Source organism: Pseudomonas sp. GD03858 (genome assembly GCF_029840925.1).
In the GTDB taxonomy this organism is placed as follows: Bacteria; Pseudomonadota; Gammaproteobacteria; order Pseudomonadales; family Pseudomonadaceae; genus Aquipseudomonas.
This window is the reverse complement of the sequence record NZ_JAOCDM010000109.1, coordinates 1-19,903: the sequence shown is the minus strand read 5'-3', so window position 1 is coordinate 19,903 and position 19,903 is coordinate 1. Positions and strand designations below refer to the sequence as shown.

Sequence of the window (19,903 nt, the reverse complement as noted above, 5' to 3'; positions counted from 1 at the left end):
AGCTTGGCGAACACGCCCTGCTGGGCATCCACCTGCAACGCCTCGCCACTGCAGACGATGCGCTTGAGGCTGGTGCAGCTGGCCACCTGCTCGTCCTGCAGGAACACCTGCAGCATCGACGGCACGAAGTGCAGCGTGCTGACCTGGTGCTGGTTGATCAGCTCCACCAGGCGCGACGGGTCGCGGTGGTCGCCCGGGCCGGCCACGGCCAGACGCGCGCCGGTCATCAGCGGCCAGAAGAACTCCCACACCGAGACGTCGAAGCTGAACGGGGTCTTCTGCAACACCGTGTCGCTGCCATCCAGCCCGTAAGCCTGCTGCATCCAGCACAGGCGGTTGACCAGGGCCGAGTGGCGGTTGCCCGCCCCTTTCGGCTTGCCGGTCGAGCCCGAGGTGTAGATCACGTAGGCCAGGTTCTCCGGGCTCACGGTTACCAGCGGACGGCTGTCGTCATGGTCGCCCAGGGCCAGCGTATCCAGGTGCAGCACCGTCAGGCCCTCTGGCAACGGCAGTTGCAGATGGCTCTGGGTCAGCAGCAACTGGATGCCGCTGTCCTCGAACATGTAGCTCAGACGCTCCGCCGGGTACTCAGGGTCAAGCGGCACGTAGGCGCCACCGGCCTTGAGGATCGCCAGCAGGCCGACCACCATTTCGAGGCTGCGCTCGGCGGCGATACCGACCAGCACGTCCGGACCAACGCCCTGCGCCATCAGGTGCCGGGCCAATTGGTTGGCACGCGCATCCAGTTGGGCGTAGCTCAGGCGGGTCTCGTCGAACACCAGGGCTTCGGCCTGTGGCGTGCGGTCCACCTGGGCTTCGATCAGCTGCTGGATCGAACAGTCCAGCGGGTAGTCGGTGGCAGTGTCATTAAGCGCCATCAACAACGCCCGCTCCTGGGCATCGCCGATCGTCAACTCGCCCAACAGGCGCTCGGCCGACGTGCAGATCTGCGCCAGCAGTTGCAGCAGATGCCCGTCGATACGCGCGATGGCTGCCGAACTGAAGGCATCCAGCGCATGGTTGTAGTGCAGTTGCAGCTGCTCGCCCAGGGTCACGCCAAGCGTCAGCGGATAGCTGGTCTGGTCGTGCTGCGCCACTTCGCCGAACACCAGGCCCGGCACCGCGCCCTCCGCCAAGGCCTGGGCCACCGGGAAGTTCTCGAATACCAGGATATTGTCGAACAGCGCCTCGCCACTGCGTCCGGCCCAGCCCTGCACCTCGTACAGCGGCGTATGTTCGTGGTCGCGCAAGGCCAGCCCCTGGGCTTGCAAGGCTTGCAGCCAGGCACCGAGTGGTTGCTCCGGACGAGCACTGACCACCAGCGGCAAGGTGTTGATGAACAGCCCCAACTGTTCCTCGATCCCCACCAGCTCGGCGGGGCGGCCGGCCACGGTGCAGCCGAAGACCACGCTGTCGCTGCCGCTGTAGCGTTGCAACAGCAGCGCCCAAGCGCCCTGGAACAGGGTATTGAGGGTGATCTTCTGCTGCCGGGCGAACTGTGTCAGGCGTTGCGACAGGCCAGCATCCAAAGTGCTGTGGTGAATACGGTGCGCCGTGCTGTCGTCGAGCGACGCGCCCAGCAGCGGCTGCAACAGGGTCGGGCCGTCCAGTGCCGCCAACTGCGCGCGCCAGAACGCCTCGGTCGCCGCGCCATCACGCTCGGCCAGCCACTGCACATAGTCGCTGAAGCGCCCCACCACTACCGGCGGCTCGCCGGCATAGGCCTGCAACACCTGGCCAAACAGCTGCGCGCAGCTCCAGCCATCCATGAGGATGTGGTGGTGGGTGAACAGCAAGCGGTGGCGCTGCTCGCCGGTGCGGATCAACGCCAGGCGCAGCAGCCCAGGGCGCTGCAGGTCGAAATCGCGATGCCGGTCCTGGCTGGCGAACGCGTCCAGGGCCTGCGTGGTGCCCTTGCCGCGCCAGTCATGCTCGACAAAGTCCAGCGTCACCTGGCGCTGCACCAGTTGTAGTGGGGCCACGCCGGCCTGCTGCCAGACGAAGCCACTGCGCAGCACCGGATGGGCATCGATCAGCGCCTGCCAGGCCGCCCGGAAGCGCGGCACATCGAGCCCGTCGATATCCACCACCAGCTGGTTGATGTAGGTGCCCTGGCCGGGCGCGTGCAAGGCGTGGAACAGCATGCCCTGCTGCATGGGCCCCAGCGGATAGATATCCTCGATCAGCGCGGCCGGCAGCGGCAGGCCATCGAGGCTGGCCTGGTCGAGGTTGGCCAGGGGGAAGTCCGACGGCGTGACCCCGGCGGTCCGCGGGTCGCAGCAATGGGCGAGCAGATCGCCCAGCGCCTGTTCATAGGCCTCGGCCAGGCGCTCAATGGTGACACTGTCGAACATCGCCTGGCTGAAGGTCCAGCGCATCTCCAGCTCACCGCCATAGACCTGGCCCTCGACACTCAGCCAGTTGTCCAGCGGCGCGTCCTCGGACTGCTCGGCGCCGGCCGGCTCCAGCGCCGGGCGCAGCAAGGCGTGTTCATCGAAGCTGGTGTCGAACTGGCCGAGGTAGTTGAAGGTGATGCGCGGCTCGGGCAATGCCCGCAGCGCGCCGTCGCCGAACTGGCGCAGCAGGCCGTAGCCCAGGCCTTTGCCGGGCACGCCGCGCACCTGCTCCTTGACCTGCTTGAGGGTCTCGCCCAGCGACGCCGCCGCGCTCAGGCGCAGCGGGTATTGGCTGGTGAACCAGCCGACCGTGCGGGTCAGATCGAGGTCATCGAACAGGCTCTCGCGACCATGCCCTTCGAGGGCCACCACGCAATCGGCCTGCGCGCTCCAGTCGCGCAGCACCCACGCCAGCGCCGCCAGCAGCAGGTCGTTGACACCGGTGCGGTAGGCGGCATTGGCCTGCTGCAGCAACTGCTGGGTCAGGCGGGCATCGAAACGGCTGCGCAGCACCTGGGCGTGACGGCTGGCCAGGCTGCCCTGCGGGCGCTCGCATGGCAGGTCGCTGACCGCCGCCAACTGCGCCTGCCAGTACGGCAGTTCGGCCAGGCGCTGGGGGCTGTCGGCCTGCTCGACCAGCCTGGCGCTCCAGGCCCCGAAAGCGCTGGTCTTGGGCGGCAGCTGCGGCTGGCGACCGTCGCACAGCTGCTGGTAGGCGCTGAGCAGGTCTTCCAGCAGGATGCGCCAGGACACCCCGTCGACCACCAGGTGGTGCACGGCCAGCAGCAGGCGTTGGCTGCCATCTGGCAAGGTTGCCAACAGCGCGCGCAGCAGAGGCCCTTGTTCCAGCGCCAGGCTGGCCTGGGCGCGGGTATAAAGGGCTGGCAGCTCCTGGACATCGCTGACCGTCACCTGCCAGAGCAGGTCATCGGGGGCCTGTTCGGCACCACCGACTTCGCAGGCCCAGCCCGCGTCGCCCCGGCGCACCCGCGCACGCAAGGCATCATGATGCCGCCACAAGGCCTGCAAGGCGCCACGCAGCGGCGCGTCCTGCAGCGTGGCAGTGCTCTTGAGCAGCACGGCCTGGTTCCAGTGATGGGCATCCGGCACCTCGCGGCGCAGGAAATCCAGCTGGATCGGCAACAGGCTCAGCGGGCCACTGAGCGGCCCCTGCTCGATCGCCAGCGCGGTGCTCTGGCGCGCCGCCTGGGCCAGGCTGCGCACGGTCTGGTGCAGGAACAGGTCGCGCGGGCTCAGGCCCAGCCCCACCTGGCGGGCACGGCTGACCACCTGGATCGAGACGATCGAGTCGCCGCCCAGCTCGAAGAAGTTGTCGTCGCGGCCAACCTGCTCGACATTCAGCAGTGCCTGCCAGATCGCCGCGATGCTGCACTCCACCGGCCCCTGGGGCGCCGCGCCGACCTGGCGCTGCTGCGCGTCGGGCGCGGGCAAGGCCTTGCGATCGAGCTTGCCGTTGGGGCTCAGCGGCAGCTTCGCCAACAGCACCCACTGCGCCGGCACCATGTATTCGGGCAGGCAAGCCTGCAGCGCCTCGCGCCAGGCCTCGCGCCCCTGGGCCGCCGCCTCTGGCTCGTCCAGCAGACGGCTATCGGCGGGCACCACATAGCCCACCAACTGCAGCCCACTGACGCCCGGCAGCGCCTGGACACTGGCATCGCCCACGCCGTCGTGTTCCAGCAGGCGCGCCTCGATCTCGCCCAGTTCGATGCGAAAACCGCGGATCTTCACCTGGTGGTCGATTCGTCCGGTGTAGTCGAGAATGCCTTCGTCGTTGAAGCGGGCCAGATCGCCCGTGCGGTATTGGCGCGCGCCCGGCGCGCCATTGGGATCGGGCAGGAAACGCTCGGCGGTAAGGCCTGGGCGGCCAAAGTAGCCACGCGCCAGCAGTTCACCGCCGATCACCAGCTCGCCGGTGACGCCGGTCGGCGCCAGGCCGCCGTTGCGGTCCAGCACATACAGGCGGCGGCCCGGCAGCGCCCGGCCAATGGGCAAGGTCAGGGGGATGGCGCGCTCGCCACGCACATAGTCGCCGCAGTCCAGGGTGGTGGCGGTCACCGTGGCCTCGGTCGGGCCGTAGGTGTTGAGCAGGCGCACATGGCCCAGGCCGGCCTTGCGCCAGGCCAGCAAGCCCTCCGGCGGCATGGCTTCGCCGCCGCTGTGCACCTGGCGCAAGGCGGCGTAGTCGCGCGGGCCGATGGCGGCGAACTCCTTGGCCAGCATGTTCCAGTAGGCGGTGGTCAGGTCGACCACACTGATGCGCTGGCTGACCAGCTGCTGGTAGAAGGTCTCGCTGTCCCAGATGGTGTTGCCGCGCAGCACCACCGACGCACCGCAGATCAACGCGGGGTAGAGCTGCTCGACGAAGCCGTCGAAGTTGAAGGTGGCGAACTGCAACACCCGGTCGCGACTGCTCAGGCCGAAAAAGGCCAGCGACACATGGGCATGCCGGCTCAAGGCGCGATGGCTGATGCCCACGCCTTTGGGCCGCCCGGTGGAGCCCGAGGTGAACATCACGTAGGCGAGGTTGTCAGGGTGGCTGCGATTGGCCAGGGGCGAACCGTCCTGCTCGCCCCAGGCATCGTCCTGATCCAGACAGACCGTGCGCACACCGGCCACATCCAAGGCGTCGCGCAGGCTGGCCTGGCTCAGCAGCAAGCGACTGCCGCTGTCCTCGATCATGCACAACAGGCGGTCACGGGGGTATTGCGGGTCCAGCGGCACGTAGCCACCACCGGCCTTGAGCACGGCGAGGATCGCTACCACCATGTCCAGGCCGCGTTCCAGCGCCACGCCCACCAGCACCTCAGGGCCTACGCCAAGGCTGATCAGGTGACGGGCCAGCCGATTGGCGCGCTGCTCCAGCTCGCCGTAGCTCAGCTGCCGCGCCTCGAACAGCAATGCCGGCGCCTGCGGCGTGCGCTCGGCGCACTGGGCGAACAGCTGGTGGACACACAGCTCGCTGGGGTACTCCGCCGGCGCGCTGCCCCACTGCTCCAGCAAACGCTGGCGCTCGTCGCTGGCCAGCAGCGGCAAGTCGCCGACGCGGCGCCCGGCATCCTCGACCAGGGCACCGAGCAGCGCCTGCCAGTGGCTGGCCAGGCGCTCGATACGCGGCGCATCGAACAGGTCGGTGGCGTAGGTGAAGGTGGCGTACAGCACGCCAGCCTTTTCATGGGTGTCCAGACTCAGGTCGAACTGGGTATTGCGGCTCTGCCAGTCGAGCACATCGAGGCTCAGCCCGCCGTCGAGCGACAGGGTGGTGATATCGGCGACATCCGCCTGGTGGTTGTACATCACCTGGAACAGCGGGTTATGGCTGAGACTGCGCTCCAGGCGCAAGGCCTCGACCAACTGCTCGAACGGCAGGTCCTGATGGGCCTGGGCGCCCAGTGCGGCCTGGCGCACCTGGTCCAGCACCTGCGCGGCACTGGCCTGGCCATCGAAGGCCAGGCGCAGCACCTGGGTATTGACGAAGAAGCCGATCAGGCCTTCGGTCTCGTTGCGGTTGCGATTGGCGATGGGCACGCCGATACGCAACTCGTCCTGCCCGGTATAGCGCTGCAACAGCATGGCGAAGGCTCCCAGCAACACCATGAACAAAGTCATGTTGTGCTGACGCGCCAGGGCCTTGAGCTGCCCGGCCAGCTCGCCATCCAGAATCAGCTCGACCCGCCGCCCGGCATAGGTCGGCAGCAACGGCCGCGGGCGATCCGCCGGCAGCTCGATCAGTGGGTGCTCCTGGCCCAGATGGGCCAGCCAATAGTCCAGCTGGCGCTGCTGCTCGCCGGCCTCCAACCAGCGTCGCTGCCACAGCGCATAGTCGCTGTACTGGATCGGCAGCGCCGGCAGATCGGCCTGCCGCCCCTGGCTGCGCGCCAGGTAGAAGCGAGAAAACTCGTCGATCAGCACGCTCATCGACCAGCCGTCGGCCACGATATGGTGCAACGTCAGCAGCAGCACATGCTCCTGAGCCGCCAGCCGCACCAGGCGTACGCGCAGCAACGGGCCATGCTCCAGGTCGAAGGCATGCTCGGACTGCAGCGTCGCCTCTTCGCGCACTCGCGCCTCGCGTTCGTCTTCGGGCAGCGCACTCAGGTCGAGGGTCTCCACCTCGATCTCGCGCGCCAACGGCGCCTGAACCAGGCTGTCGTCGGCCTGGCGGTGAAACACCGTGCGCAGGGTTTCGTGGCGCGCGACCAGATCGGCGAACGCTTCGCGCAGCGCCTCGATTTGCACCGGGCCGCGCAGGCGCACGGCCATCGGCAGGTTGTAGGCACCGCTCTGGTTGTCCATCTGCCACAGGAACCACATGCGCCGCTGCGCGTAGGAAGGCACCGCCCGATCGTCCGCGGCCACCGCGGCCGGGATCGGCAACTGGGAAAAGTCGATGCCTTCCCTGCCCAGCATTTCAAGGAACACACGGCGCTTTTCCAGCGGCAGTTCGATGAAACGGCGGGCCAGTTGCAGGGACTTCTCGGCATTCATCAGGTTGCTTCCGTACGAGTGGTTACCACGGGCAGTGCCCGGCTATCCCTACGAAACGGATACAAAGTGCGAAAAATTAAGGCCGTGCAGCGCCCGCCGCGCCTGCGTCCACCGCCCTTGAAACATTTTCTTGCATTTGACTCCGCAGGTTTCTAATTCTCATTCGTCCTATTAAGTGCAGCCCTACGAGGTTGAGCCGAGACTCGACCGCACTTTTCCAGCAGAAGACCGACTGATGGCCCGACAACCGAAAAAATCCAATTCCAAGCTGTGGTTCCTGGTCCACAGCTGGCTTGCCCTGCCGATCTGGTTTTTCGTCCTGATCGTCTGCTTCACCGGCATGCTCGCGGTGGTCAGCCAGGAAATCGTCTGGCTGGCCAACGCCGATGTGCGCGCCAGCAAGCCCGACGGCGACGCCGAGCGCCTGAGTTTCCAGCAGGTGCTCGAAAACATGCACAAGGCCGAACCGAACCTGGCCGTGCGCTTCCTCAGCCAGCCGGATGGCTCGCACTTCGCCCTGCAGGCCTCGGTGGTCCGCCCCGACGGCACCAGCTCGCTGCTTTATGTGAACCCCTACACCGGCGCCATCCAGGGCCAGCGCCCGGACTTCGACTTCGAAGCCTTCACCCGCGCCCTGCACGGCTGGTGGCTGGTGCCGTTCACCAACGGCTATAGCTGGGGCTGGTACCTGGTGTCGCTGCTGGGCCTGCCGATGCTCGCCTCGCTGGTGACCGGGCTGGTGGTGTACAAGAAGTTCTGGCGCGGCTTCTTCAAGCCGGTGCGCACCGGCCATGGCGCGCGGATCTTCTGGGGCGACCTGCACCGCCTGGCGGGCGTGTGGTCGATCTGGTTCATCGCGGTGATCTCGATCACCGGCACCTGGTTCCTGATCCAGGCGATCCTCGGCGACAACCACGTGACCATTTCCAGCGAGCCGATCGTGCCGGTGATCGCCCGCGAGCAGGTGCCGCAGACCGCTGATGGCAGCCCGGCACCGCGCATCGACCTGGACGAGGCGGCGCGTATCGCCACCGCGACGATCCCCGGTCTCGACGTGAGCTTTATCTCGCTGCCGGCCACCGCCTACAGCCACTACAGCATGGGCGGGCGCGGCTGGTATCCGCTGATGTTCCAGACCGCCGAGGTCAACCCGTACACCCGCGCGGTCGACAGCCAGTTCCTGCTCGGCGACCGTTCAGCCCTGGAGTTCGTCACCGAATCCATGCGTCCGCTGCACACCGGTGACTTCGGCGGCCTGGCAATCAAGCTGATCTGGTTCTTCTTCGGCCTGGTGCTGACCCTGATGGTCTTCAGTGGCCTGCTGATCTGGACCAAGCGTACCGCCCAGGCCACCGCCGCCGCGATCAAGCGCGCCGAACGCCCGGCACGGGCGCGCCAGGCGAGCAACGACACCCCCGTGGAGGCCCAGCCATGAGCCAGGCGAATGCAATGCCGCAAGGCGGCCTGAAGCAGTGGTGGCTGAAATGGCGCTTCCACCTGAATATCCTGCTGATCCTCATCCCCCTGGGCTTCATGCCCAAGTACTTCGCCGACGCCAGCCTGTTCCGTGGCGACAGCGGCCTGGGCGCCACCCCCATCCAGGGCATCCAGGTCGGGCGCTGGAGCCTGGACCTGGCCGAACTGTTCGACGAGCCGCCACGCGCCGATGGCCCGGCCGGTCACTTCAAGAGCTTCAACGCGGCCCTGTGTCCGACCTGCAACGAGGGCGTCAAGGCCATCTACCTGCGCATCGGCAAGCCACGCAGCCTGCGTGCGGCGGGCACGATCTTCTTCGGCGCGCCGGCGCGCATGGGCACTTCGCTGCCCATCCCCCCGCGCACCCGCCCCGACGCCGATATCTGGATCACCATCGAAGGCTGGGACGGCAAGATGTACCAGGCCTCGGTCCCGCTGGCCAAGGCATCGCCGGCCACCGTGGCCTGGCTCGAGAAACAAGGAGGCAAGAAATGAAACAGCTGATGCGCAGGCTCGCCCTGCCCCTCTTGGCCCTGGCCGCCACCCCGGCGCTGGCGCACAACCCGATGTGCGAGTGCACCGAGACCGGCGAGCAGATCACCTGCAAGGGTGGCTTCTCCGACGGCAGCGGCGCCCCCGGCGTGACCCTGGACGTGATCGGCTACGACGAGCAGGTGCTGGTGGCCAGCAAGCTCGGTGACGATTCGACCCTGACCTTCAAGCGCCCGGATGGCGAGTTCTACGTGCTGTTCGATGCCGGCCCCGGCCATGTGGTGGAAGTGGACCACGCCGACATCGGTGCGCCATGAGCCGCGCCCAGGTGGTGCGCCCGGCCGGCGCCGGGCATGAAACCCTGTACGTGCTGCTGGCCGCGGCGCTGATCCTGGCGCTGGCGGCCGGCGTGGTGGCCCTGCGCGGCGAGCGCCAGGACGAGGTGAGCATCGCCGCCCACCAGTTGGACGCCCGGCGCGACCTCAACGCCGCCGAGCAAGGCATTCATACCGACCTGTGGGTGGCCGCCGACGAGGTCCGCGCCCTGCGCGAGGAGAGCGGCACCGCGCCCGATGCACAGGCCCTGGCCGAAGAGGGCCTGCCGCCCTTCGTCGCCGATGCCAGCAGCCAGAGTCGCGGCGGCCACCAGTGGTCGCGGCTCGAGAACGGGGCCTACCTGGGGCGCAGCCAGGACCCACGGGTGGCCGGCAGCTTCCTGGTGATCGTGCCGGTCGCCGCCGACGCCCAGACCGATATCTGGCTGCGCCGCGACAGCGCCGCCATGGCGCCGGATGCGCTGGACAGCGCCACCCTGGCCGCCGCCGGCTGGCAGCAGATCGTCACCCACTACGACGCCGGGGTCACCCGCCAACACCGTCATTAAGGATCCGCCCATGCTCCGCTTCGCCCGCGCCCTGGCGCTGCTTCTGGCCTGCACCCTGCCCGCCCTGACGTTCGCCGCCGACGGCAAGCCCCTGCGCATCGGCATCACCTTGCACCCCTACTACAGCTACGTGAGCAACATCGTCGGCGACAAGGCCGAGGTGGTGCCGCTGATCCCGGCCGGCTTCAACCCGCACGCCTACGAGCCGCGCGCCGAGGACATCAAGCGCATCGGCACGCTGGATGTGATCGTGCTCAACGGCGTCGGCCACGACGACTTCGCCGACCGCATGATCGCCGCCAGCGAAAAACCCGACATCAAGACCATCGAGTCCAACGCCAACGTGCCGCTGCTGGCCGCCACCGGCATCGCCGCGCGCGGTGCCGGCAAGGTGGTCAATCCGCACACCTTCCTGTCGATCAGCGCCACCATCGCCCAGGTTAACAACATCGCCCGCGAGCTGGGCAAGCTCGACCCGGACAACGCCAAGCTCTACCAGACGAACGCCCGCGCCTACGCCAAGCGTCTGCGCGCCCTGCGCGCCGAGGCGCTGGCCAAGGTCACCCAGGCGCCGGACGCGACCTTCCGCGTGGCCACCATCCACGCCGCCTACGACTACCTGGTGCGTGACTTCGGCCTGGAAGTCACCGCGGTGGTGGAGCCGGCCCATGGCATCGAACCGAGCCCGGCGCAACTGAAGAAGACCATCGACCAGCTCAAGGCATTGGATGTGAAGGTGATCTTCTCGGAGATGGACTTCCCCTCGGCCTACGTCGACACCATCCACCGTGAGTCCGGTGTGCGCATCTACCCGCTGACCCATATCTCCTACGGCGAGTACACCAAGGAAAAATACGAGGTGGAAATGAAGCGCAACCTCGATACCGTGGTCCAGGCCATCCAGGAGAACCGCGCGTGACCGCCGCCGCCAACCTCACCGCCGCCTGCGGGCCGCGCATCGAGTTCGACGGCATCGACCTCACCCTCGGTCGCACGCGCATTCTCGAACACGTGCGTTTCAGTGTCGCCCCCGGCAGCGTGCATGCCATCGTCGGCCCCAACGGCGGCGGCAAGAGCTCGCTGATCAAGACCCTGCTCGGGCAGATGCCGCATCAGGGTCAACTGACCCTGCACTGGCCGGGCGAGCGCGAAGTGATCGGCTACGTGCCCCAGGCCCTGGAGTTCGACCGTGGCCTGCCGATGACCGTGGACGACTTCATGGCCGCCATGTGCCAGCGCCGCCCGGCGTTCCTCGGCCTGTCCCGCAGCGTGCGCCCGGCCATCGACGCCGCGCTGGCGCGGGTGGGCATGCTCGACAAGCGCAAGCGGCGCATGGGCGCGCTGTCCGGCGGCGAGCGCCAGCGCGTGCTGCTGGCTCAGGGGCTGATTCCCGAGCCGCAGCTGCTGGTGCTCGACGAGCCGATGTCGGCCCTCGACGAGGCCGGTATCCAGGTGTTCGAGCAGCTGTTGCACGGCTGGCGCCAGGCCGGGACCACCGTACTGTGGATCGAGCACGACCTCGAGGCGGTGCTGCGCCTGGCCGACCGGGTCACCGGGCTGAGCCGCCAGGTGCTGTTCGACGCCCCGCCCGCCGAGGCCCTGACCCCCGAGCGCCTGCTCGGGCTGTTCTCCGTCCACCCGCGCAGCGAGAGCCTTGCCTGATGAGTTTCGAATCCTTCCGCCAGCTGGTCCAGCAATGGGCCAACGCAGGCTTTCTGCCGGAGGCCCTGGCCTACGGTTTCGTGGTCAACGCCCTGCTCGCGGGCCTGATGATCGGCCCGGTGCTGGGCGGCCTGGGCACGCTGGTGGTGGTCAAGCGCTTCGCCTTCTTCTCCGAGGCGGTCGGCCACGCCGCGCTCACCGGGGTAGCCATCGGCATCCTGCTCGGCGAACCCTACACCGGCCCGTATGGCAGCCTGTTCGGTTACTGCCTGCTGTTCGGCATCCTGCTCAACTTCCTGCGCAACCGCACCGGACTGTCCCCGGACACCCTGATCGGCGTATTCCTCTCGGTATCCCTGGCCCTGGGCGCGAGCCTGCTGCTGATGCTGGCCGGCAAGATCAACGTGCATATCCTCGAGAACGTGCTGTTCGGCTCGGTGCTCACCGTCAGCGCCCAGGATCTGGTCGTGCTGGGCATCGTCGCGGTGCTGGTGCTGGCCCTGGCCCTGCCGCTGTACAACCGCATCATCCTGGCCAGCTTCAACCCGCAGCTGGCGGCGGTGCGCGGGGTGGCGGTGAAAACCCTCGACTACCTGTTCGTGGTGCTGGTGACCCTGGTCACCGTGGCCTCGGTGAAGGTGATCGGCGCGATCCTGGTCGGCGCCCTGCTGGTGATCCCGGCGGCGGCCGCGCGCCTGGTCAGCCAGTCGCTCAAGGGCTTCTTCTTCATCTCGGTGCTGATCGCCACCCTGAGCACGCTGCTCGGCATCCTGCTGCCGATCGTCTTCGACCTGCCGGTGCCCTCGGGCGCGGCGATCATCCTGGTCGCCGGGATCTGCTTCGCCCTCGCCGCCCTGGCCCGCGCCCTCGTTCCACGCCTGCAAGGAAACCCGGCATGACCCTGAAGAAACTGACCCTGGCGCTGGCCCTGAGCGGCCTGCCCCTGCTGGCAAGCGCCACCCAAGTACTGACCACCCTGCCGGTGACCCACAGCCTGGCCAGCGCCTTGCTCGAAGGCACCTCGGTGCAGCTCCAGCGCGCCGCCCCGGCCAACCTGCCGGCCAGCCGCCAGCCGTCGTACTTCACCGGTCGCGGCGGCGCCAGCCTGCACAAGGCGGCGTCGAAGGCCGACGCGGTGATCGGCGTGCGCTCGATCTGGCGCGACGATCCGCTCTACCCCATGGCCCGGCGCAGCAACATCCGCATCGTCGAGATCGACGCCGCGCGCCCGGTGGACGGCGCGCTGCCCGGTATCGCGGTCAAGGGCGACGAAGCCTTCGCCGCCTACCCCTGGCTCAACCCGACCAACCTGGGACGCATGGCCGACGTCGTGGCCAATGACCTGGAGCGCCTGTCGCCGACCGACAAGGCGAAGATCCAGGCCAACCTGGCCGCCCTCAAGCGGCAGATGCTGGAGCTGACCGCCAGCAGCCAGACGCAGCTGGCCAAGGTCGACAACCTGAGCGTGGTCAGCCTGTCCGAACGCCTGGGCTACCTGGCCAGCGGGCTCAACCTGGATGTGGTCGAGCAGCCTCTTCCGACCGATGACAAATGGGATGACGCCAGCCTCAAGGCCCTGGGCGAAACGCTCAAGGCCGAGGACGTGGCACTGGTGCTGCACCATCGCCAGCCCGATGCCAAGGTCGCCGAAGTGATCGCCGCGTCCGGGGCCAAACTGCTGGTGGTCGAGAGCGACCCGGACGATACCGTGGCCGGACTCAAGGCCAGCGTCGCCCAGGTGGTCAAGGCACTGGGGCAGAGCTGAGCCCCTCAAGGGAGCGGGTCCGCCCGCTCCTGTTGTGCCTTCGCTTGCAGTAAACTCCCGAGCCTTACCCTGCCCCAAGGCTTCCTCCATGCCCCGCCTGACGAAACTGCTGCTGCCCCTCCTGCTGCTCGGCGCTCTCGCCGCCTGCGATCAGAAGCCCACCCGGGAGGAGCAGATCCTCGCCAACCTGCCACTGCAGGAAGCCTACGATCACAATATCGAGCGCATGGCCAGCCTGCTGGCCATGACCCACACCCAGGTTCCCCAGGACAAGATCAAGGAGGTGCTGCGCAAGCACCTGACCGTCGAGGACCAGCGCCAGGACCTGTTCAAGCTCTACAGCGAAGCGCATTTCACCGACGCCGAGTTCGACACCATCGTCCAGGCCACCCGCGACCCGGCCCGGGCCAAGGCGCTCGGCGAGACGGATGAAGGCAAGCGCCTGAGCGAAAAGCTCACCGCGCTGATGCGTGAAAGCGCCCGCGACCCGAAGGCGCAGGCGCTGGCCGAGCAACGCATGCAGCAGGTCGAGGACGAACTGCAGACCCTGCAACAGGCGGCCCCCTGAACGCCGCCCGCAATTGATTCCACTTGGTGGCACATAGCCTTTACGCGTAAGGTTGACACCTCTTCTTCGCCCAGCGAGATCAGGATTGCCACACGCCAAGCATGGACTGCGCCTGGACCTGCGCACGCTCATACTCGTTCTCTGCGCGCTCACCGCCGTGGTGATGCTGCTGACCAGCTATTTCGCCAGCTACCGGGTGCAACGCCAGTCGCTGATCGATCATTCGCTGGAAGCCAACCGCGTCTATGCCACCAAGCTGGCCGCCATTACCGAGACCTTCCTCGGCAACGCCCTGCAGCAACTGGCCTTCAGCAGCGCGGTTCAAGGCCGGCAGCTGCACGACGTGGCGGCCCTGCAGGCCGAGACCGAACGCCTGCTGGAGCAGAGCAGCGCATTCAACTCCACCTTCCTGGTGGATGCCGAGGGTATCCTGCGGGCCATCTCGCCGCAGCCCCTGCGCCATCTCACCGGCACGCCGTCCACATCCCCCGGCGCCCAGGAGGCGTTGCGCGAGCGCCGCACGCTGGTCTCGACGCCATTCCTGTCGGCGGCCAACAACCTGGTGGTGGTACTGTCGCAGCCGATCTTCGATGGCCAGGGCCGTTACCTCGGCTATGTCGGCGGCAGCCTGTACTTGCGTGAGCGCAACATTCTCAACAGTCTGCTGGGCGAGCACTTCCATCAGGATGGCTCCTACCTCTATGTGGTCGATCGCAACCGTCGGCTGCTCTATCACCCCGATGGCGCGCGGGTGGGCACGCAGGTAACCGGCAACGCGCTGGTCGACGAACTGGCCAGCCTGGGCGACGGAACACGGCGGCTCGTCAACAGCCAGGGCGTGGAGATGCTGGCCGGTTTCGCCAGCGTGCCCAGCAGCGGCTGGAGCATCGTCGCCCAGCAGCCCTTGGCGGCAACGGTCGCGCCACTGCGGCAGCTGATCCTCAGCGTGGTGGCGATCTCCGCGCCCCTGGCGCTGCTGGGCAGCCTGCTGCTGTGGTGGCTGGCACTGATAATCGTGCGCCCGCTCTGGCGCCTGGCCGCCGCGGCGCGCAGCCTGGACCGCGCCGGCACCGCCGACCGCCTGCACCGGGTGCCGGCGTGGTACTTCGAGGCCGCCGAGCTCAAGCGTGCCCTGCTGTTCGGCCTGAACTTGCTGCACGAGCGCATCGGCCGGCTCAACCGGGATGCCCAGACCGATCCGTTGACCGGGCTGCTCAACCGCCGCGGGCTGGCGGCCACGCTGGCGGTGCTGGAGGCTGAAGGACGGGACTTTGCCGCCATCGTGCTGGACGTCGATCATTTCAAGCATGTCAATGATGCGCATGGGCACGATATCGGCGATCAAGTGCTGCAGCGCCTGGCCGATCTGATGCGCAGCTGCTGTCGCGAAGGTGATTTACTGTGCCGCACGGGGGGAGAGGAATTCCTGATACTTCTGCCCCGCGCCAGCCTGGAGGTGGCCAATGCGGTTGCCGAACGCCTGCGCCTTTCGGTGCGGGGCACGGCCATCTCGCCAGTGGGAACAGTGACGATCTCGCTGGGTGTCGCCATCTGGCACTCAAAGCTTCAGGAGGCCCCCGCCGCCACGCTGCAGCGGGCGGACAGCGCGCTTTACGCAGCGAAGCAACAGGGGCGCGACCAAGTGTGCTTGGCTCCGGCGGTTGTCCGCGAAGCCCTGCATGACTAGCGAAAGAAAGCTTGAATGGATCGACCTGAATAAAGAAACGTTTGTCGAGAAAGTTGCAGTGCCAGTGAGATCGAGCGCCGCCCGCGCGGCGCATCGCGACGCAAGGCCGCTCCTACATCTGTTTCGGGCCAATCAATCCTGTGCCATTACCGGGTCCGCCTTGTTGGTACGACGCGGTTTCAGTGTGGGCACCACTGGCGCCTCACCTGTCTCAAGACATGCGCCAAGGCTGGCAACCATGGCCTGACATGTTCGGCACGTTGCAACAAATGTAGGAGCGGCCTTGCGTCGCGATGCGCCGCGCGGGCGGCGCTCGATCTGATAGACGCTGCAAAACCATCGCCAAGCACCTGGCCGCCCTGACGCGTTTGAAAACAGGGACTGGCATTGGGGACAGGCCTATTTTCCTATCCCGATTCAGGTCGGCCCGTAGTCGACGAAATGCCAGCCGAAAACAGCGCCGTAGAACGCCTTGCTACGGGCGATATCGGCCACGTTGAACTCGATGTTGTCGATCTGCCGATCCTTGCCTCGCAACCCCATGGGTGCCTCCTTGCGTGTCTGTGGACCACACTGACAGCACAATTCCGCCAGCGCAGCATATGTAACAAGCCTTGTCTTAATACTGTCATCTTGCGGTCATAGGATTGACCTCGATCTGACATTTTTCCCTCAAGGATGATCTGCCATGCGTCGTGTCGTGTTCAACCAGAAAGGCGGTTTCGGCAAATCCAGCATTGCCTGCAACCTGGCCGCCGCCAGCGCCGCAGAGGGTTACAGAACCTTGCTGGTGGACCTCGACCCCCAGGCCAACGCCACCTATTACCTGACCGGCCTGACCGCCGAGGCCATTCCATCGGGCATCGCCGAGTTCTTCCGCCAGACCCTCGCGCCCAATCCGGCCACCGGCAAGAAGCACCGGGTGGCGATCACCGAGACCCGCTACCCCAACCTGCACCTGGTCACCGCCAGCCCGGACCTTGCCGACCTGCAGGGCAAGCTGCAGAGCAAGTTCAAGATCAACAAGCTGCGCAAGCTGCTGGTGGCGCTGTCGGCGGACTATGAGCGCATCTACATCGATACCCCGCCCGCGCTCAACTTCTACACCGTAAGCGCGCTGGTGGCGGCCGAACGCCTGCTGATCCCCTACGACTGCGACAGCTTCTCGCGCCATGCCCTGCACAACGTGATGGCCGAGGTGGAGGAACTGCGCCAGGACCATAACGCCGCTTTGCAGGTCGAGGGCGTGGTGGTCAACCAGTTCGCCGGGCGCACGGCGCTGCACCAGACGCTGGTCGATCAGTTGCGCGGCGAAGGGCTGCCCGTGCTGCCGGTGTACCTGAGCAGCTCGATCCGGATGCGCGAATCGCATGAAATGGCGGTGCCGCTGGTGCATCTGGCACCGCGCCACCGGCTGGCACTGGAGTTCGTCGAGTTGCTGGATGCGCTGGAGCGTGCGGCCTGAGCGCAGGCCGGCGCGCAATTGCCACGGGCAAGACGCGCCCTCTGCAGGCAGGACGCCGTCTGCGCTAATATCGCGCGCTTTGTTCAAGGAAGACGCGCCATGCGCCGCCTGCTGTTCCTGCTGTTCCTGTTTAGCCTGACCTCCTGCGCCCCTCGCCTGCCGCCACCCGCGCCCGCCCCCACATCCGGCCCCACGCCGCTCACCCTGCTCGACCATGGCCGCTTCCAGCTCTGGTACGACTGCCAGCGCGGCGAGCCGCATCGCTTCGCCTTCACCCTGGGCAAGGACGAGGGGCACCTGGCGCGCATCGACAACTTCCGCATCGATCGCGACCTGCCCGAGGGCTGCAAAGGCCAGCACTCGGCCAAGGCCTACTCGTCACCCAAGGGCTACCACCGCGGGCACCTGGCCGCTAACAATCACTTCGACGACGATCGCGCCGCGATGGATGCCTCCAACCTGATGAGCAACATCGTCCCGCAACTGGCCTCGCACAACAGCCGTACCTGGTACCAGACCGAACTGCTGACCGAGTGCTACCGCGACCTGCATCCGGTGACGGTGATCGGTGGCGTGGTGTTCGGCCATCAAGGCCAGGCCCTGGCCAACGACCACTTCGCCCAGTCCCATGGCATCGCCACGCCCGAAGCGTTCTGGAAAGTACTGCTGACCGAGGACGACCAGGGCCAGGCGCAGGTGATCGCCTGGTGGATCCCGCACCAGGCAGGGCTGGGCAGCGACCTCGATCCTTACCTGCGCAGTGTGCAGGAGATCGAACGGCTGCTCGGGCCGGGGGAAATGCCGATCGCCGTGCCGCAGGCGCTCAAGCAACGACGTCCTGCACATACCTGGGCCGTGCCGGCGGGGTGCGATCGTCAATGATGACTGCAGCGGTCGACAACAACCCGCCGATAACTGAAGATTCCGTGCCCTGCCACGTCCAATAGCAGGGCATCTGCCTTTCTCCCCTGCCGGCGCATGAACGCGCCAGGCCTTTCTGCCAAGGATGTTTCCGTGTCGAAGTTCCATCGCTTCACCCTGCTCCCTCTCGCCGCGTTCGGCCTGGCGACGCTCATGGCTTGCAGCAGCGCGCCCAAGGCATCGCCAACGGTCGACGCACCCACCATGGCGGCCTTTGTCGCGGCCATGCAGAGTTCGCTGATCAACCGGATCTCGCCCGCCAACCAGGATCACCTGGTTGGCGTGGTCACGCTCAAGATCACCCTGAACAGGCAAAACCGGCCGGTCGCCTGCGAGGTGCACCGCAGCGCGCCCAGACACGCCCGGCTGCTGCCGCCGCATCTGGTCGCCTCGGACTTTCGCCAGATGGCGCAACTGGTCGAGCGCCAGTGCTGGCTGACGGTCTACCCGCCAGTCCCCGAAGGCTTGTTCGAGGGGGACCAGGTGGAGGTGGTGGCGCCACTGGTGCTGCTGCCCTATAACGCCTGACCGGCCGTAGTGCAGGCCACTGCAACCGTGCGCTCGCTGTTTGCGGCGGTACGCCGATGCGACTTGCCCGCCTGGCACCGGCTGCGCCGGTGCCAGGCGCCATTAGGTTTGCTTCGCGGCGGATCGGCGGCCCTATCAGGTATCCCGACGTCGCCCACGAAGAAGCACCTGCCGTGCCTCCCCTGTCTACTGGCTGGACAACAACGACGGCGCCCGCGAGCGCGCCGCATTCGTCCAGGCTGCCAAGACCATCGGAGAGCACGTTCATGTCCATCGATCATGAGGTCCCGCCCGCCACCTTGCGTCGGGTGATCGCCGCCTCGGCCATCGGCAACTTCGTCGAGTGGTTCGACTTCGCCGTCTACGGTTTTCTCGCCACGCTGATCGCCAGCCAGTTCTTCGCCAGCGAAGCGCCCGGCGTCGCCCTGCTCAAGACCTTCGCCGTGTTCGCCGTGGCGTTCGCCCTGCGCCCGCTGGGCGGCATCGTGTTCGGCGCGCTGGGCGACCGGCTCGGGCGCAAGCGCATCCTGTCGCTGACCATCCTGCTGATGGCCGGCTCCACCACGCTGATCGGCCTGCTGCCGACCTACGCCAGCATCGGCGTGCTGGCGCCGACGCTGCTGACCCTCGCCCGCTGCCTGCAGGGCTTTTCCGCCGGCGGCGAATATGCCGGGGCCTGCGCCTACCTGATGGAACACGCGCCCCGCGGGCGACGCGCGTTCTATGGCAGCTTCGTGCCCGTCTCGACATTCAGCGCCTTCGCTTGCGCGGCGGTCATCGCCTATGGCCTGGAAGCGAGCCTTTCCCCCGAGGCGATGAACGCCTGGGGCTGGCGCGTGCCGTTTCTGGTGGCGGCGCCCCTGGGCCTGGTCGGCCTGTACCTGCGCTGGCGCATGGAGGAGACCCCGGCGTTCCGCCAGGCCGTGGCCGAAGGCAAGGCCCACGCTCACTCACCGCTTGGCGACACCCTGCGCCACCATGGCCGGACCATTCGCAACCTGGGGGCGTTCATTTCGCTGACGGCGCTGTCGTTCTACATGTTCACCACCTACTTCGCCACCTACCTGCAGACGGTCGGCCAGCTCAGCCGCGCCCAGGCGCTGCTGGTATCGACCGTGGCGCTGCTGTTCGCCGCCGCCGGCTGCCCTCTGGCCGGTGCGTTCTCCGACCGGGTTGGCCGGCGCCGGACCATCGGCGTCACCTGCCTGTGGGTGATGATCGCGGTGTTTCCCGCCTACTGGCTGGCCAGTTCCGGCTCGTTGTCGGGGGCATTGCTGGGGGTGATCCTGCTGGCGATCGGCGCGCTGCTCAGCGGCGTGGTCACCGCCGCGCTGCTGTCGGAATGCTTCCCTACCCGCAGCCGCTATACCGCCTCGGCGATCACCTACAACGTGGCCTATACCCTGTTCGGCGGCACCGCGCCGCTGGTGGCGACCTGGTTGATCGAGCAGAGCGGCAGCCGCCTGGCGCCGGCGTTCTACCTGGTGGTGATCGCCTTGCTGGCGCTGGTCGGCGGGCTGGCATTGCCGGAAACCTCGAAGGTTTCGCTGCATG

15 protein-coding genes and 1 pseudogene are annotated in these 19,903 nt (G+C 67.3%); 14 read left to right on the top strand and 2 right to left on the bottom strand.

The window, feature by feature from the left end:
* Positions 1–6,902: non-ribosomal peptide synthetase (locus N5D48_RS21675; RefSeq protein ID WP_279887864.1), on the bottom strand; the 6,902-nt coding region annotated here is incomplete at its 3' end.
* Positions 6,903–7,137: 235 nt separating this feature from the next.
* On the opposite strand from N5D48_RS21675, the gene N5D48_RS21670 reads away from it, so the two are divergent.
* The 10 genes from N5D48_RS21670 to N5D48_RS21625 all read left to right on the top strand — a co-directional run bounded on the left by N5D48_RS21670 (position 7,138) and on the right by N5D48_RS21625 (position 15,435).
* Positions 7,138–8,337 carry a PepSY domain-containing protein gene (locus tag N5D48_RS21670; protein ID WP_279887862.1) on the top strand — a complete coding sequence of 400 codons (1,200 nt, stop codon included), beginning with the start codon at positions 7,138–7,140 and terminating at the stop codon, positions 8,335–8,337.
* On the top strand, positions 8,334–8,873 hold the full coding sequence (locus N5D48_RS21665; RefSeq protein ID WP_279887860.1) for a thiamine pyrophosphate-binding protein: 540 nt from the start codon (positions 8,334–8,336) through the stop codon (positions 8,871–8,873). The genes N5D48_RS21670 and N5D48_RS21665 overlap by 4 nt, the downstream gene beginning before the upstream one ends.
* A complete protein-coding gene (locus N5D48_RS21660) occupies positions 8,870–9,187 on the top strand; it encodes a hypothetical protein (protein ID WP_279887858.1) in 318 nt (105 codons plus the stop codon). Before N5D48_RS21665 ends, N5D48_RS21660 begins: the two co-directional genes overlap by 4 nt.
* A complete protein-coding gene (locus tag N5D48_RS21655; RefSeq protein WP_279887856.1) occupies positions 9,184–9,753 on the top strand; it encodes a DUF6162 family protein in 570 nt (189 codons plus the stop codon). The genes N5D48_RS21660 and N5D48_RS21655 overlap by 4 nt, the downstream gene beginning before the upstream one ends.
* A 10-nt stretch (positions 9,754–9,763) precedes the next feature.
* Complete coding sequence (locus N5D48_RS21650; protein ID WP_279887855.1) at positions 9,764–10,672, top strand: zinc ABC transporter substrate-binding protein; 909 nt, start codon at positions 9,764–9,766, stop codon at positions 10,670–10,672.
* Positions 10,669–11,415, top strand: coding sequence for a metal ABC transporter ATP-binding protein (locus N5D48_RS21645; protein ID WP_279887853.1), 747 nt, complete (start codon positions 10,669–10,671; stop codon positions 11,413–11,415). The genes N5D48_RS21650 and N5D48_RS21645 overlap by 4 nt, the downstream gene beginning before the upstream one ends.
* Positions 11,415–12,314 carry a metal ABC transporter permease gene (locus N5D48_RS21640; protein ID WP_279887851.1) on the top strand — a complete coding sequence of 300 codons (900 nt, stop codon included), beginning with the start codon at positions 11,415–11,417 and terminating at the stop codon, positions 12,312–12,314. The genes N5D48_RS21645 and N5D48_RS21640 overlap by 1 nt, the downstream gene beginning before the upstream one ends.
* A complete protein-coding gene (locus tag N5D48_RS21635; RefSeq protein WP_279887850.1) occupies positions 12,311–13,180 on the top strand; it encodes a zinc ABC transporter substrate-binding protein in 870 nt (289 codons plus the stop codon). The genes N5D48_RS21640 and N5D48_RS21635 overlap by 4 nt, the downstream gene beginning before the upstream one ends.
* Before the next feature lie 88 nt (positions 13,181–13,268).
* A complete protein-coding gene (locus N5D48_RS21630; RefSeq protein WP_279887849.1) occupies positions 13,269–13,748 on the top strand; it encodes a hypothetical protein in 480 nt (159 codons plus the stop codon).
* Positions 13,749–13,833: 85 nt separating this feature from the next.
* Positions 13,834–15,435, top strand: coding sequence for a sensor domain-containing diguanylate cyclase (locus N5D48_RS21625; RefSeq protein WP_279887848.1), 1,602 nt, complete (start codon positions 13,834–13,836; stop codon positions 15,433–15,435).
* A 420-nt stretch (positions 15,436–15,855) separates the two neighbouring features.
* Here N5D48_RS21625 and N5D48_RS21620 read toward each other — a convergent pair.
* A pseudogene (locus N5D48_RS21620) lies at positions 15,856–15,978 on the bottom strand (VOC family protein); the annotation flags it as partial.
* A gap of 145 nt (positions 15,979–16,123) precedes the next feature.
* Here N5D48_RS21620 and N5D48_RS21615 point away from each other — a divergent pair.
* The 4 genes from N5D48_RS21615 to N5D48_RS21600 all read left to right on the top strand — a co-directional run.
* Positions 16,124–16,900: a ParA family protein gene (locus N5D48_RS21615; RefSeq protein ID WP_279887847.1), complete on the top strand. Its 777-nt coding sequence runs from the start codon at positions 16,124–16,126 to the stop codon at positions 16,898–16,900.
* Positions 16,901–16,999: 99 nt separating this feature from the next.
* Positions 17,000–17,782 (top strand): DNA/RNA non-specific endonuclease, encoded by a 783-nt coding sequence (locus tag N5D48_RS21610; protein WP_279887846.1) that lies wholly within the window; start codon positions 17,000–17,002, stop codon positions 17,780–17,782.
* A 132-nt stretch (positions 17,783–17,914) separates the two neighbouring features.
* Entirely contained in the window at positions 17,915–18,349 is a 435-nt protein-coding gene (locus N5D48_RS21605; protein ID WP_279887845.1) for a hypothetical protein, read from the top strand.
* Positions 18,350–18,615: 266 nt separating this feature from the next.
* The coding region (locus tag N5D48_RS21600; protein ID WP_279887844.1) for an MFS transporter at positions 18,616–19,903 on the top strand (1,288 nt) is incomplete at its 3' end.